Source organism: Hymenobacter sp. BRD67 (assembly GCF_013256425.1).
GTDB lineage: Bacteria > Bacteroidota > Bacteroidia > Cytophagales > Hymenobacteraceae > Hymenobacter.
This window is the reverse complement of record NZ_CP053904.1, coordinates 4,338,876-4,352,729: the sequence shown is the minus strand read 5'-3', so window position 1 is coordinate 4,352,729 and position 13,854 is coordinate 4,338,876. Positions and strand designations below refer to the sequence as shown.

General features: G+C 60.4%; 13 protein-coding genes and 2 pseudogenes. 5 read left to right on the top strand and 10 right to left on the bottom strand.

Annotation, left to right across the window (positions count from 1 at the left end; all coding sequences use genetic code 11):
- Positions 1-82 precede the first annotated feature (82 nt).
- Positions 83-1,005: pseudogene (locus GKZ67_RS25405) on the top strand (DnaJ C-terminal domain-containing protein).
- Between the two features lie 75 nt (positions 1,006-1,080).
- Positions 1,081-1,212, top strand: coding sequence for a hypothetical protein (locus GKZ67_RS24180; RefSeq protein WP_262889621.1), 132 nt, complete (start codon positions 1,081-1,083; stop codon positions 1,210-1,212).
- A 232-nt stretch (positions 1,213-1,444) separates the two neighbouring features.
- Here the strand turns inward: GKZ67_RS24180 and GKZ67_RS20340 are convergent, their stop codons facing one another.
- The 6 genes and pseudogenes from GKZ67_RS20340 to GKZ67_RS20320 all read right to left on the bottom strand — a co-directional run bounded on the left by GKZ67_RS20340 (position 1,445) and on the right by GKZ67_RS20320 (position 5,563).
- On the bottom strand, positions 1,445-2,149 hold the full coding sequence (locus GKZ67_RS20340; RefSeq protein WP_173246171.1) for a carboxypeptidase-like regulatory domain-containing protein: 705 nt from the start codon (positions 2,147-2,149) through the stop codon (positions 1,445-1,447).
- Between the two features lie 51 nt (positions 2,150-2,200).
- Entirely contained in the window at positions 2,201-2,752 is a 552-nt protein-coding gene (locus tag GKZ67_RS20335; protein WP_254244971.1) for a ZIP family metal transporter, read from the bottom strand.
- Positions 2,753-3,058: 306 nt separating this feature from the next.
- On the bottom strand, positions 3,059-3,181 hold the full coding sequence (locus GKZ67_RS24175) for a hypothetical protein (protein WP_262889620.1): 123 nt from the start codon (positions 3,179-3,181) through the stop codon (positions 3,059-3,061).
- A gap of 317 nt (positions 3,182-3,498) precedes the next feature.
- Positions 3,499-4,119: a YcxB family protein gene (locus tag GKZ67_RS20330; protein WP_173246168.1), complete on the bottom strand. Its 621-nt coding sequence runs from the start codon at positions 4,117-4,119 to the stop codon at positions 3,499-3,501.
- Between the two features lie 102 nt (positions 4,120-4,221).
- Positions 4,222-5,087: pseudogene (gene nadC / locus GKZ67_RS20325) on the bottom strand (carboxylating nicotinate-nucleotide diphosphorylase).
- Between the two features lie 71 nt (positions 5,088-5,158).
- Positions 5,159-5,563: a DUF4783 domain-containing protein gene (locus GKZ67_RS20320; protein ID WP_173246165.1), complete on the bottom strand. Its 405-nt coding sequence runs from the start codon at positions 5,561-5,563 to the stop codon at positions 5,159-5,161.
- 193 nt (positions 5,564-5,756) lie between these two features.
- Between GKZ67_RS20320 and gpmI the strand changes: the two genes are divergently transcribed.
- Both gpmI and GKZ67_RS20310 read left to right on the top strand, forming a co-directional pair.
- Entirely contained in the window at positions 5,757-7,247 is a 1,491-nt protein-coding gene (gene gpmI, locus GKZ67_RS20315) for a 2,3-bisphosphoglycerate-independent phosphoglycerate mutase (protein ID WP_317172196.1), read from the top strand.
- Between the two features lie 90 nt (positions 7,248-7,337).
- On the top strand, positions 7,338-7,934 hold the full coding sequence (locus GKZ67_RS20310; RefSeq protein WP_173246162.1) for a hypothetical protein: 597 nt from the start codon (positions 7,338-7,340) through the stop codon (positions 7,932-7,934).
- Between the two features lie 46 nt (positions 7,935-7,980).
- Here GKZ67_RS20310 and GKZ67_RS20305 read toward each other — a convergent pair whose 3' ends face one another.
- From GKZ67_RS20305 to prfA, 4 genes are all read right to left on the bottom strand, one after another.
- Complete coding sequence (locus GKZ67_RS20305) at positions 7,981-8,403, bottom strand: secondary thiamine-phosphate synthase enzyme YjbQ (protein WP_173246159.1); 423 nt, start codon at positions 8,401-8,403, stop codon at positions 7,981-7,983.
- An 18-nt stretch (positions 8,404-8,421) separates the two neighbouring features.
- Positions 8,422-9,297 (bottom strand): hypothetical protein, encoded by an 876-nt coding sequence (locus GKZ67_RS20300; RefSeq protein WP_173246156.1) that lies wholly within the window; start codon positions 9,295-9,297, stop codon positions 8,422-8,424.
- Positions 9,294-9,980 carry a hypothetical protein gene (locus GKZ67_RS20295; RefSeq protein WP_173246153.1) on the bottom strand — a complete coding sequence of 229 codons (687 nt, stop codon included), beginning with the start codon at positions 9,978-9,980 and terminating at the stop codon, positions 9,294-9,296. Before GKZ67_RS20295 ends, GKZ67_RS20300 begins: the two co-directional genes overlap by 4 nt.
- Positions 9,981-10,122: 142 nt before the next feature.
- Entirely contained in the window at positions 10,123-11,193 is a 1,071-nt protein-coding gene (prfA, locus tag GKZ67_RS20290) for a peptide chain release factor 1 (RefSeq protein ID WP_151087155.1), read from the bottom strand.
- Positions 11,194-11,404: 211 nt separating this feature from the next.
- Between prfA and thrA the strand changes: the two genes are divergently transcribed.
- Entirely contained in the window at positions 11,405-13,825 is a 2,421-nt protein-coding gene (thrA, locus tag GKZ67_RS20285; protein WP_217278649.1) for a bifunctional aspartate kinase/homoserine dehydrogenase I, read from the top strand.
- The last annotated feature ends 29 nt before the right edge of the window (positions 13,826-13,854 follow it).

Below are 13,854 nucleotides of genomic sequence, written 5' to 3'. Positions count from 1 at the left end.
GAGCCCCAACACAACCAGCCTCGCCTACGTTCAACTAAGGCAGCGGTCACGTACCTTGTCCTGACCTTGCTTTCCCTCTAAAATGGACTATAAAGACTATTATAAAGTATTGGGCGTTGAAAAAACGGCAACGACCGAGCAGATTAAAAAAGCCTACCGCAAGCTGGCCCGGCAGTATCATCCCGATGTGAATCCGAACGACGCCACGGCCGAGCAAAAATTTAAAGAAGCCAATGAAGCCAACGAGGTGCTTTCGGACCCCGAAAAGCGCCAGAAATACGACCAGCTGGGGGCCGACTACCAGCGTTACCAGCAGGCGGGCGGTGGGCGCGGCCAGGGCACCGGCGGCTTCGACTGGAACCAGTATGCGGCGGGTGGCGGGGCCGGAGGCTTCGGCGGCAGCCAGTTTGGGGGCGAGGGCGAAGATTTTTCTGATTTCTTCAGCTCGCTGTTTGGCGGTATGGGCGGCGGGCGCAGCGGCCGGCCCGGCGCGGGCTCCGACTACCAGGCCGAACTGGAGCTGACGCTGGCCGAGGCTTACGAGGGCGGGCCGCGCACGATTACTGTTAACGGGCGCAATCTGCGCCTTACCATTCAGCCAGGCGTGGCCGACGGGCAAACCATCCGGCTGCGCGACCAAGGAGCACCCGGCCGCAACGGCGGCCCCAATGGCTCGCTGCTCATCACCTTTCGGATTGCCCCGATGCCCACTATGCCCGCACCGGCGACGACCTTACCCAGGATGTGCCCGTGCCGCTTTATCGGGCCCTGCTCGGCGGTGAGCAAACGGTTGAGACGCTCGGTGGACCGGTCAAAATCAAGCTTAAGCCCGAAACGGCCAACGGCAGCCGCCTGCGCCTGCGCGGCAAAGGCTTTCCGGTATACCGCGAGGCCGGCAAGTTTGGCGACCTCTACCTGCGCCTGAACGTGCAGCTGCCCACCAACCTTACCGACGAGGAACGGGCGCTCATTCAGCAGCTGGCCAAGCTGCGGGCTATAGAATAGGTTTTACTATATATTATCAAGCTGCCTGTTTACAGAAGCCATTCCGACAATCAGCCACCGACACCTAGCAACTCTATGGAAACCCGCGTTTTGCTCCTTACTTATCAGGAATGTGACGCTCGCTATGGCCTGGGCCGCACCGAGCTGCGCCAGTTCGTGGAGCTGGGCCTGCTGCGTCCGGCCCCAGCCCCGACACTCTCGAAGTAGAGGAACCCGACGAGCTGCTGCCCCGGCTGGCGCGCCTGCACCACGGCCTGGGCCTGGCTCCCGAAGCCATCGACCTGGTGCTGCTCATGCGCCAGCGCCTGCTAGGCCTGCAAGCCGCCTTAGCCCGCGAAACCACCCGCGCCCGCGAACTTGAGCATTTCCTGCGCGGCCTGGGGCCAATAGAGGAATTGTAGTCGCCAGACCCCTGACTTCAAAATGGCTACCCAGGCGCTTAATCGCGCTTGAAAACCGTCTGGTTTTTACCGCGCTTCATCACCAGGGTATTGGGCGGCGGCCGGCGTACTAGGCGAAACTTCAGCACTGTACCAGCGGCGTACGCCGTACCATCGTTAGGCGGCAGCTCCAGGCGGTAGGCAGTGCTACCAGGCGGGCAAGCCTGCCGCCAGGTTACAAAGCCCAGGCTTTCTACACTTATCTGGGCTGTGCTAGGCGGCACTCGCAGGCTGGCCCGCCCGGCGGCGTTGCTGCTTACGGCTGCTACCGGCTTACCCTTTTCGTCACGGGCAGCAATAGTGGCACCTGATACCGGAGCTGCTTCGGCCGTACCAACTACCGGGCGGCCCAGTATGGTGAATGTCAGTAAAAGCGAATCGGGCGGCAAAGCGAGCTGCTGGGCCTGCACCCCAACAACTATGGGTGGAGATTCCTGAAACTGCAGAAGCAGCTTAGTGCCAGTGAGCTGGTACGTGCCGGTGCCGTAGCGGCCGCTATTGATATCGTCGCTCCATCGGCTGTAGGCAAACGTATGGTTGCTGGCTATTTGCAGCGTTTTACCTTCCCACATGATGACGCCCAGTCCGCGCGTTTCGCTATAACTGCCGGGTGGGAGGCGCACCGAAGTACAGCCGACTGCGCCAATGACTAGCAGTAGGGCCAGCAACCGGCATTGGGCAAAGCAAGGGGAAAGGCCGGACATATTGTAAATATAATAAACCCTATGCATTATACCAATGCTAGGTCCGCTAGCCTACGTGGCGCTCACGGCCAGCGCCAGCAGCAGGCCGCCCAGCGTAGCGCCTAGCTTGGGCCAGTTGAGGCGGTGCTCGGGGCTGGTTTCAAACAGGATAGTAGTCGAAACGTGCAGAAACGTGCCGGCCACGAAGCCCAGTAGCGCCGCATAAATACCACTACCCAGCAATTGCTGCAACACTATATAATTGCTGAATACCAGCCCGGCGGGCGAGGCCAGTGCAAACACCAGCAGCCACGGCCACGCCCGCCGCAGTGAGCCCAGCCGCAGGCGCAGCAGCGTAGCCAGGGCTACCGCGGCCGGCACATGGTGCAGCGCAATGCCCAGCACCAGCGCGTAAAAGTGCTGCCCTACTTCGCCGCTGCCGGCCCCGCGCACCAGAATACTGCCCTCCAGCAGGGAGTGCACCACCAGTGCCAGCACCAGCAGCAGCGGCACGCGGCCCCGCTCCGTGGCATCCGGCGCATGCACATGGCCGTGCTCGATGCCCTGTGAAAGCACTTCCAGCAGCAGCTGGCCAAAAAAGCCCGCCAGCACCCAGTAGCCCACGCGCTGCGGCGCCTCGGGCAGCAGCGTCAGGGCCTCGGGCAGTAAATGCGTGATGGTGAGCGTGAACAGATAGGCCCGCTGAAGGCCAGCAGGGGCTTAATCCACTGCCCGGTGCGCACGGCAGGCACCAGGCTTACCATTGCGCCAGCCACCAGTACGGTGGCCGCTAATAAAAGTACTGCAATCCACATAGAGCTATTAAACAGAAATTCTTGCAGCAATGTTGCGAATAAATTCGCAACATTGCTGCAAGAATTTCTGCCGGGCAATGGCAAACTGCCGGCGCAGGCTTAGCAGTTGACTGGCTTACTGCGCCGGAGCATTAGCCGGGCCCTCACCGGGGTTAGGATTAAAGCTTGGGTTGGCTCGGCGGGTAGCTTCGCTACCACCTTTTTTCACGGCAGTACCTTCCTGAGTGTCGGCCGTCATGGCGGCAGCAGGGGCCGGCGGAGCCTGCTTTTCAAGGTCCGTACCCGAGCTAACGGGGCGGCTGATAGCTCCACCCTTTTCCTGGTTGGGCGCATAGTCCGTATTCTGGTCGAAGTTGTCGCTGACGCGGGTTCCGGGAGGAACCAGGTCGAGCGATACCTTATTCTCGGGCGCCAGTCAGACGGCTCACTGCTGCACGAGGCAAGTAGCAGAACGGCAGCGGCGGGAGCCAGGTAGGAAAGCAGCTTTTTCATACGGTGAAAATTCTTACGGAAACTAAAGATTGTAACGTCAAAAGGGCCTGTATACGGTCGTTATCAAGCCGTGGTGGTATCAACCAGCAGACCTTTGCGGCGCAGCAGCGCCTCAAAAAGCTTGCGGTCGTTGTCGTTGTTGAACAAACGCAGCGGCAAATGTAGAAACACCGGCACGTCAAACGTGCTGGCAATCCAGCGGCGCCACGTAGCCAGCTCGGCAGGTGGCGCGGCGGGCTTTAAATAGAGTAGAAAGGCATCCGGGTCGCGGCGCACCCGCCCAATCTGGTCCCAGGGCAATGCCATGGCCCGCTGCTCACTCTGGCGCAGAATGAGCTGGCGCTGGTCGGCCTCGTAGTTCATGCGCTCAAACAAGGGCTTGCTTTGCTCCATCTGCGTTACGCCGGTTACCAGCGACGAGCGCACCAGCACAAACAGAGCGGCCAGCACCACGCCCAGCAGCAGCCACCACCACGAATGCCAGATGGCCGCCGGCAGCACGCCTAGCGCAAACGGAATAAGGGCATACCACCACTGCTTGCGCCACACCTCGCCCATCGCAATCCGGGTATAGGTATTGGGGTCAAATTGGTATTTCTTGGTCTTGATGGTGCCGGGCAAAGACTGCGGCGCCTGTTGCTGGCGATAGCCACTGCCACCGCCGCGCTGGTTGGGTTGATTCATATATAATGGTTAATTTAATACTGGCTAATGGTCAATTATGGGCAAGGGATACGTCGAATATCAAAGAATTAATCATTGACCAGTAAGCAATTAATTATTACCTTAATAAGCTTTCAGGCTCAGGTCCAGAATGCTGGCCGAGTGCGTGAGCGCCCCGACCGAGATATAATCGACGCCCGTAGCCGCTACTTCGGCAATGGTTTGCTCGGTGATGCCGCCGCTGGCCTCGAGGGGCAGGCGGCCGGCTACCAGCGCCACAGCCTCTCGCAGTGCCGGGGCGGCATGTTATCAAGCATAATGCGGTCGATACCGCCAGCGGCCAGGGCCTGCTCTACCTCGGTCAGGGTGCGGGTTTCGACGACGATGGGCAGCTGGCGGCCGGTGCGCCGCAGGTAGTCGTGCGTGGCGGCAATGGCCGCAGCTACGCCGCCCGCATAGTCGACGTGGTTGTCCTTGAGCATTATCATGTCGAACAGCCCGTAGCGGTGGTTGACCCCGCCGCCAATGAGCACGGCCCATTTCTCGCAGATACGAAAGTTGGGCGTCGTCTTGCGCGTGTCGAGCAGGCGCGCTTTGGTGCCGGCCAGCTGCGCCGTCAGGTTTGCCGTGCAGGTGGCAATGCCGCTCATTCGCTGCATACAGTTGAGCACCAGGCGCTCAGCGGTCAGAATACTGCGGGCCGGGCCCTCCACGGTAAAGGCAATATCGCCGTGGCGCACCCGCGCGCCATCTTCGAGCTGCACAGTGAGGGTAAGGCCGGCATCTACCTGCCTGAAAATCAGCTCTGCGAGCTGCACGCCAGCCAGTACGCCTTCGGCTTTCACCAGTAGCTTGGCGCGGTTGCGGGCCTCGGCCGGAATGGCGGCCAGGGCCGAGTGGTCCCCATCGCCGACATCCTCGGCCAGGGCCGTGCGGATAAACGTGGTGAGCGCTTCGGGCGTGAGGTAAGGGGCGGTAGTAGCTGACACTCCGCAAAGGTACGCCGGCCGGCCGGCGCATAAAAAACCCCGGTTGCCAGCAGCAACCAGGGAAAGTACGATTATTCTTTTGTGAAGTCGAGTGTATCTATCATGGGCGTGCTCTGCTTGGGCTTGAGCTTGATAAACACCTGATAGTTGCCATTGCGGCCTACGTAGTGGCCGATAGCGTACGGAATACCTTCGTTGCTGGCTCCCTGATGCACAATATCGAAGCTGGCCGGCGGGTTCTTGGTGAAGAAATTCTTCATAACCAATTCGGTTTGCGTGGCATTGTAGCTCTGCTTGTCGCCATCGAAGCCCACTTCCACGGAAGGGGCCAGGTATTGCGCCAGGCTACGCGACGAGCCGCTGGCAATAGCCGAGCGCACGGCGGGCAGCTGGTCGGCTGCCTGCGCCTTGCCACTCAGCACAAAGGCCATAAACAGGAAGCTAGCTAAAAATACTTTTGTAAAAATTACTTTCATAAAAACAAGCTTCGCGAGCAGGTCGGAGGCGCTTGGTGAACAATAAGCCAAAACTATGCCAGCCGCAGCTATTTTGAAGACATTCTGAAGTTGTAAGCATTGGCCGGCCCTACTACGGTAAGAAGAGGCATTAGGGTGCGGGGCGTACTTTTGCTGGCATGAACAAGCAGGTCCTTTTAGTTATTCTGGATGGGTGGGGCATCGCCCGAACGCAGAAGTTTCGGCCGTTGATAAGGCACAGACGCCTTATTTTCATGAGTTGTTGCAGCGCTTTCCGCACAGCACGCTGCAAGCCTCGGGCGAGGCTGTGGGGCTGCCGGAAGGCCAGATGGGCAATTCCGAAGTAGGCCATATGAATATTGGCGCGGGCCGCGTGGTAGACCAGGAGCTGGTGCGCATCGGCAAGGCCATTCGGGAGCGCAAGCTGGGCCAGGTACCCGCCCTGAAAGAAGCGCTGGACTATGCCCGCCTCAACAATAAACCACTGCACCTGATTGGCTTACTTTCGGACGGTGGTGTGCATTCGCACATCGAGCACGTAAAGGCGCTGTGTACCATTGCCCACGAGGCCGATGTGCACAAGGTATTTGTGCACGCCTTTACCGATGGCCGCGACACCGACCCCAAGAGCGGCGTGCACTTTGTGAACGACCTGGAGCAGTACAACGAGCGCACGGGCGCCAAAATAGCGTCTATTGTGGGGCGCTACTACGCCATGGACCGCGACCAGCGCTGGGAGCGCGTCAAAATCGCCTACGACCTGCTGGTAAACGGCGTGGGCACGCCTTCGCAAAACCTGATTCAAAGCGTTCAGGAGCAGTATAAAGAAGGGGTTACCGATGAGTTTTTGAAACCCATTATAAAGGTGGGTGCCGACGGGCAACCGCTGGCCACTATTCAGGAGGGCGACGTGGTGCTGTGCTTTAACTTTCGCACCGACCGGGGCCGCGAAATCACGGAGGCGCTCACGCAGCAGGATTTCAACGCCTACCAGATGCACCGCCTGAACCTGCATTACCTCACCATGACGAGCTACGATGCAACGTTTGTGGGCGTAACGCCGATTTTTGAGAAAGACAACCTCGATAACACACTGGGCGAAGTGCTGGCGGCGCATCATAAAACGCAGATTCGCATGGCCGAAACGGAAAAGTATCCGCACGTAACCTTCTTTTTCTCGGGCGGGCGCGAAAAGGAGTTTGCCGGCGAGTCGCGCATCCTGCGGGCCTCGCCCAAAGTGGCGACCTACGACCTCGCTCCCGAGATGAGCGCCTACGAGTTGCGCGACGCGCTGGTGCCCGAGCTGCAAGCCAACTCGGCCGATTTTATCGTCATCAACTTCGCCAATCCTGACATGGTGGGCCACACCGGCGTGTTTGAGGCCGTGGTACGCGCCGTGGAAACGGCCGATACCTGCGCGCATGATGTGGTAGAGGCCGCGCTGGCGGCCGGCTACGCTACCATCGTGATTGCCGACCACGGCAATGCCGAGTTTATGCGCAACGAGGATGGCTCGCCCAACACGGCCCACACTACCAACCTGGTACCCTGCATCCTGGCCGACAACAGCTACCACGGCACCCTGGCCAGCGGCAAGCTCGGTGACATTGCCCCAACCATTCTGGAGCTAATGGGGGTGCCTCAGCCTGCTGATATGACCGGCCAGAGCTTATTGCGGCCGTAACAAACGGGCGACTTTTTTATTTTACGCAGCATCCCGCCGTGTTGAAACGCTGCGTTTGGCGGCGGTCTTCACGGCGGGATACTTCATTCTATGAGTTGTAAAACGAGCTTCTTTTTTGCTGCTGGCTGCTTGCTGGTGCTGGCCGGCTGCGGCCAGGGCACCACGGCTACTGAGGAAGCCGCACCGGGAGCGGCCCACCTGAAGGGGCCTTATTTTGATATGCGCGGCCTGCTCGATGCGCAGGCCAGGCAGCTGGCCACCCAGCGCCGGGGCGTACAAAAGCAGGTGAGCCTGCGCGGGGGCGCCACCGAAACCGTGCAGGTGCCTGGGGTAAAATGGGCCGATGAGCTTCAGATTTTTTACCAGGCCGACATCAATAAAGCTGCCCTGCGTGGGGCGTACGCCGTCGATTCGGCCAGCCTGCCGGGTGGCGAGATGCGCCATAGCTACCAGCTGCGGCCGGGCCATGACAACGCGCCCGTGCTGCGCCTCGACGTAACGAGCCGGGCCGGGCAGCCCCAGGCCATTCGGGCTACGCTGCGGCAGGATAATGCGTTGTTTTTCGGGCAAAAAGACCTGCGGCTGACGTTGAAAAATGGTCAGCTGAGCCAGTACAGCGCCCAGGGAGTGCAAAAGCTGCTGCTGTTCGACACCTTGCGCTACCAGACGGCGGCACGGGTGCTTTAGCGACGCGCTTGAGCTATTGCTTAGTGAGCTGGCCCGACTGCGCCGGCTACTCTCCGAGCAGCGTGGCAACTACCCAGCGGCGGCCACCGTGGCGGCGGTGCTCGCCCAGGCATAGGCCTTGCCAGGTGCCCAGCAGCAGCCGGCCATCGGCGATGGGCACCGTAACGGAGTTCCCCAGCAGGGCGGCCTTCAGGTGGGCCGTCATGTCGTCGGGACCTTCGAGGGTGTGCTGAAAGTACGGCGCGTTATCGGGGGCCAGGCGGCGGAAATACTCCTGAAAATCGCGCCGCACGGTAGGGTCGGCATTTTCGGTAATGAACAAACTGGCCGAGGTGTGCTGAATAAAAAAGTTGGCGGTGCCCACGCGCATCGTCTCCAGCTCGGGCAGCTCACTCAGCAGCAGGTCGGTGATGAGGTGAAAGCCTTCGGCCACGGCCGGCAATCGCAGCCTTTTCTGAATATATTTCATACCCAATATTTAACCTGCTTACTTGGTAGCCCGGTAGGCTCCAAGGTCGGGCGTGCTGGCGTTGCGGAGTAGGTTTAGCAAGTCGCGGGCGATAAGCGACGGCGCGGCATTTTTGCTGGCCAGTGCAGGAGAACCTGTGCCCAGGCGATAGTCGTTGCTGGATACCGTATTGATTCTCACAAACATCGGGTCCTTATTCAGAACATTACCCAGCCCAGCCTGGGCCAGACCAGGCGCATTAGCAGCATCGGTGCTGGCTTTGTAAAGCTGGGTTTTCAGCAGGGAGTTTTTAATAGTTACCGCCGCTTTGTAATCAGCGTAGTTTTCCAGAAACAGCTCATCGTCGATGGAGCCCCACACGATAGAGTTAAGTACCGTAAGCGTTTGCCCATTGGTATATTTTACGGTACCATCCAGCGACATATTGGTAAAAGCCAGCGAGGCGGTTTTGCGAACTGCCTCCACCGCCGGATAATTAGCTATCGTGCAATAATTCATCGCGATAGCGCTGGCACCATAGCCGAGCACGGTATACTCGTAGCAGTCCGACAGCAGCGTATTTTCCAGCGTCACGTCGCCCGATACACTTAGCACGCCCGCGCCTGACAGGCCCAGGTTGCTAGCCGCGGCTGCGGCACTTACCCCGGAACCGGAGATGTAGCGGATGACCGAGTTCTGAATCGTCACATCGGGCCGAAAGCTTTGGCTCTGCGGCGTTGGATTATACAGGAAAGCGCCAAAAGTCGCATTCTGAATGAGGGCGTAGCGGATGACATTGCCCCGGCTGCTGGCATCAAACTCGATACCTGTCCACTGGCCGGGCGCGGTGGCATACTGGGTTTCGCCGCTCCGGTCGCCCATAAAGCGCACGATGTTGGCGTTGGTCGCCTTCACCGTGTCGGTGGGGCCGGTACCGGGGTATAGTCGGCAGTGCTGTTTACCAGCAGCGTACCCTGCACTACCAGCCGGGCCCCGGCGTGGGCGTAGATGCGCGTACCGGGCTTGATACGCAGCGTGCAGTTGGCGGGCACTACCACCAGGCCATACAGCACGTGGGGCCGGTCGTTGGTCCACACCTCACCGCAGGGCAGCGTGGCATCCTGGTGCAGGTAGATATTCTGGCCGAATGAGCGCAGCAGCACGTGCTGGTCCTGGCCGTTGGTGCGGAAGTTCAGGTTTTCCTGCACCACCAGGTTTTTGGCCAAGCCGTTCTGGCCGTTATCCTTGAGCAGCGCCCGCACCAGGATAAGCAGACTATCGTTGCCCCGAATAAACAGGTTGGTAGCCGTCTGCTTCAGGTCGCCGTTGATGAGGAGCGTGTAAGGTGAAGTGGCCGGGCTGTCGAGGCTCACCAGGTCTACGTTTACCGCTTTGGGGTTGCGGTTGTACACCCACAGTCGCTTAGTGACCGTGCGGATGGTGGTAAAAACCGTGTCGAACTTCACCGTATCGGCCGAAAAAGCCAGCCCGCCGGTGGTTTGCAGCTCTTCCTCGCGCGGCTTGCAGCCGGAGATAGTCAGGCTGGCAATACCGCTAAGCAGCAGGAAGACGGGCAGTAGGTAGCGAATTTTAAGCACGATAGGGTAACGCGGAAAAGTCGTCTATCATTGCGAGCGCAGCGAAGCAATCGCATCAGAACAAGCTAGGCGAACGACTGGCGCGGCGTTCGTTCGGGGCGATTGCTTCGCTGCGCTCGCAATGACAGACGACTTTTCGTTTTTACGATACGCCTACTTTCAGGCGCTCGGCACTTTCGGCCAGGCGCAGCTGCTCCACAAAGTCGTCGATGTTGCCATCCATCACGTTGGGCAGGTTGTGCACGGTGTAGCCAATGCGGTGGTCGGTCACGCGGCCCTGCGGGTAGTTGTAAGTCCGGATTTTATCGGAGCGGTCGCCGCCGCCAATCATGCTCTTACGGATAGCGCCTTCGGCTTCGTTTTTCTTGGCCAGCTCTATCTCGAAAATGCGCGAGCGCAGCACGGCCAGCGCTTTATCAAAGTTTTTGAGCTGCGATTTCTGGTCCTGGCACTGGGCCACGATGCCGGTGGGCAAGTGCGTGAGGCGCACGGCCGAGTAAGTCGTGTTGACCGACTGCCCGCCGGGGCCGGAGGACATGAACAGGTCCTTACGAATATCATTCATATCCAGGTCGATATCAAATTCCTCCGCCTCCGGCATCACCACGATTGAGGCTACCGAGGTATGGATACGGCCCTGGGTTTCGGTGGCTGGCACGCGTTGTACGCGGTGCACGCCCGATTCAAATTTGAGCTTGCCGTACACATCTTCGCCCTTCACGGCCAGCACAATTTCCTTGTAGCCGCCGGCGGTGCCTTCCATGGCATCTACCAGTTCCATTTTCCAGCCCTGCTTTTCGGCAAAGCGCAGGTACATGCGCTGCAAGTCGCCGGCAAAAAGCGAGGCTTCGTCGCCACCCGCTCCGGCCCGGATTTCCATAATAACGTCTTTGGAATCGTTGGGGTCTTTCGGAATCAGCAATTCCTTGATGGCTACCTCCATGCGGTCGGCCTCGGGCAGCAGCTCGTCGAGCTCAGCCTTGGCCATCTCCCGAAAATCCTCATCCTTTTCGGTCGACACGACCTGACGCGCCCCTTCTATATTACTGAGCACCTGCTGGTAGGCACGGTACGCTGTCACAATTTTACCTAGTTCCTTGTACTCCTTATTAAGGGACTTGAAGCGCTTCATGTCGCTCATCACCTCGGGCTGCATCAGCTCGTGGTTCACGGTTTCGTAGCGCTCGCGGATGGCTTCGAGTTTATCCAGCATTTTGTGGTCGGAAAAAAATAGTCAGTAGTTTGCAAAGATACGGCTTGGTAACAACGTCCTTTGCGGTCGGCGTTCCGCGCCACTTCTTCACGCTGGCCTGGGGTTGCCCTTCCCACCCTCACCAGGCCCTCTCCTACTGCGCGGCCGGTTGCGGCTAGCCGGGCTTTCGACACCTGTTTCGTATGCAAGTATTGAAGTTCGGGGCACGTCGGTGGCCTCTGCCGAAAACATCGGGAAGGTAATCGCCATCGTGACGAGCGCGCTGGCCCAGGGGCCGGTGGGGCTGGTCGTGTCGGCGCTGGGCGGCACTACCGACGCCCTTATCAGCATCGGCCGCACGGCGGCGGCCGGCAACGAGGCTTTCCGCACCACGCTGCGGCAGCTTGAAACCCGCCACCTCACCGCCGCCGAAGCGCTACTGCCCACCACCGAGGCGCAGGCCGCTATCCAGCCCTGGCTCACCGCCCGGTTTACCGAGCTGGCGCTGCTGGCCGACGGCATTTTTGCGCTGAGCGAGCTCTCGCCGCGCACCCTGGATAGGCTGATGAGCTACGGCGAGCTGCTGTCGTCGCGCCTTGTGGTGGCCGCTTTCCAGGCGCGCGGCATTGCCGCCGTGTGGGCCGACAGCCGGCAGCTCATCCGCACCAACTCACGCTTCGGCATAGCGCAGGTAGACGAAGAAATCACCCAGCGCCAGGTCACGTATTTTCAGCAGGAAAACCCGGCCAGCTTGTGGGTAGCGCCCGGCTTTATCGCTGCCGATGCCGAAGGCCACACTACCACGCTGGGCCGCGGTGGCTCCGACTACACGGCCGCCATCCTGGCCGCCGCGCTGGGCGCCGGGAAGCTCGAAATCTGGACCGACGTGAGCGGCATGCTCACCGCCGACCCGCGCCTGGTGCGCTCGGCGCGGCCTATTCCGCGCATCAGCTACGAGGAGGCAATGGAGCTCTCGCACTTCGGGGCCAAGGTGCTGTACGCGCCCACGGTGCAGCCGGTACGCCGGCGCGGCATCCCGCTGTGGATTAAAAACACCTTCGCACCCCAGGACTACGGCACGCTGGTGGAAGTGGCCCCGCCGCGCAGCATCGGCGTGGTGCGCGGGCTGTCGAGCATCAGCCACCTGGCGCTGCTCAACCTGGAGGGCAGCGGCATGGTGGGCGTGCCGGGCTTTGCGGCGCGGCTGTTTGCGGCGCTGGCGCGGGCGCGACTCAACGTGGTGCTCATCACCCAAAGCTCGTCGGAGCACTCCATCTGCGTGGGAGTGAGCGAGGGCGACGTGCCGGCTGCGCAAGAAGTGGTGAACGAGGAGTTTGCCGGTGAAATCGCGGCCGGGCGCCTGGAGCCGCTGCGGCCCGAAACGGGACTAGCCATCGTGGCGCTGGTGGGCGACAACATGCGCAACCACCCTGGCATCAGCGGGCGCTTGTTTAGCGCGCTGGGGCACAATGGGGTGAATATCCGGGCCATCGCGCAGGGCGCGAGCGAGCGCAACATCTCGACCGTCATTCGGGCCGACGATGTGCGTAAGGCTATCAACGTGCTGCACGAGGAGTTTTTTGAGGCGACGCATAAGCAGGTGAATTTGTTTATTCTGGGTCCTGGCAACGTGGGCGGCAAACTGCTGGGCCAGCTCACGCAGCAGCAGGGGTACTTGCGCGACAAGCTGGGCCTTGACCTGCGCGTGGTGGCCATTGCCAACAGCCGCCACTGCCTCGTCAGCGACGAGGGCGGCCTCGACCTGCGCACCTGGCCCGAAGATTTAGATAAAGCTTCTAAGCTCTCGCTTGCTGAGCTGACGCAGCTCATTATTGACAAGAATCTTAGAAACTCTATATTTGTCGACGTAACGGCCAACCCGGCTGCCGCCGGCCAGTACGCGCCGCTGCTGGCCCGGAGCGTAGCCGTGGTGGCCTGCAATAAAATCGCGGCTTCGGCCGACTATGCGAGCTACCGCCAGCTTAAGCAGCTGGCCCAGGATTTCAACACCAAGTACCTATTTGAAACGAACGTGGGCGCGGCGCTGCCCGTCATCGGTACGCTCGGCGACCTTACCCGCAGCGGCGACGTGGTGCGCCGAATGCAGGCCGTGCTCTCGGGCACGCTCAACTTCGTGTTTAACAACTACGACGGCACCCGGCCCTTTGCCGAGGTGGTGGCCCAGGCCCAGGCCGAGGGCTATACCGAGCCCGACCCGCGCCTCGACCTCAACGGCTCGGACGTGGCCCGCAAAATCCTCATCCTGGCGCGCGAAGCCGGCGAAAAACTGGAAATGAGCGACGTAGCCAACGAAAGCTTCCTGCCCGCGAGCTGCCTCGAAGGCGACGTGGCGGCCTTTTACAAGCAGCTAGCCGTGCACGAGGCGCACTTCCGCTCCCTCTACGATGCAGCCGCTGGCCAGGGCAAGCGCCTCAAGTTTGTGGCCCAGTACGCCGACGGCCAGGCCTCGGTGGGCTTGCAGCAGATTGCGCCCGGCCACGACCTCTACGAGTTGCGCGGCAAAGACAACGTAGTGCTTTTTTACACCGACCGCTACCCCGAGCAGCCGCTGGTGGTGAAGGGTGCGGGGGCAGGAGCCGTGGTCACGGCCAGCGGCGTGTTTGCGGATATTATCCGGGCCAGTAACATTTAACAATTATCAATTAATGGGCTGTTATAGCG

What these genes read in the sequence shown, in the direction of transcription:
- GKZ67_RS20330 (WP_173246168.1), bottom strand. Translation starts at nt 4,119, where the DNA reads ATGAATCAACCCAACCAGCGCGGCGGTGGCAGTGGCTATCGCCAGCAA.
- GKZ67_RS20320 (WP_173246165.1), bottom strand. Translation starts at nt 5,563, where the DNA reads ATGAAAGTAATTTTTACAAAAGTATTTTTAGCTAGCTTCCTGTTTATG.
- GKZ67_RS24180 (WP_262889621.1), top strand. Translation starts at nt 1,081, where the DNA reads ATGGAAACCCGCGTTTTGCTCCTTACTTATCAGGAATGTGACGCTCGC.
- prfA (WP_151087155.1), bottom strand. Translation starts at nt 11,193, where the DNA reads ATGCTGGATAAACTCGAAGCCATCCGCGAGCGCTACGAAACCGTGAAC.
- GKZ67_RS24175 (WP_262889620.1), bottom strand. Translation starts at nt 3,181, where the DNA reads ATGACGGCCGACACTCAGGAAGGTACTGCCGTGAAAAAAGGTGGTAGC.
- GKZ67_RS20340 (WP_173246171.1), bottom strand. Translation starts at nt 2,149, where the DNA reads ATGTCCGGCCTTTCCCCTTGCTTTGCCCAATGCCGGTTGCTGGCCCTA.
- GKZ67_RS20310 (WP_173246162.1), top strand. Translation starts at nt 7,338, where the DNA reads ATGAGTTGTAAAACGAGCTTCTTTTTTGCTGCTGGCTGCTTGCTGGTG.
- GKZ67_RS20305 (WP_173246159.1), bottom strand. Translation starts at nt 8,403, where the DNA reads ATGAAATATATTCAGAAAAGGCTGCGATTGCCGGCCGTGGCCGAAGGC.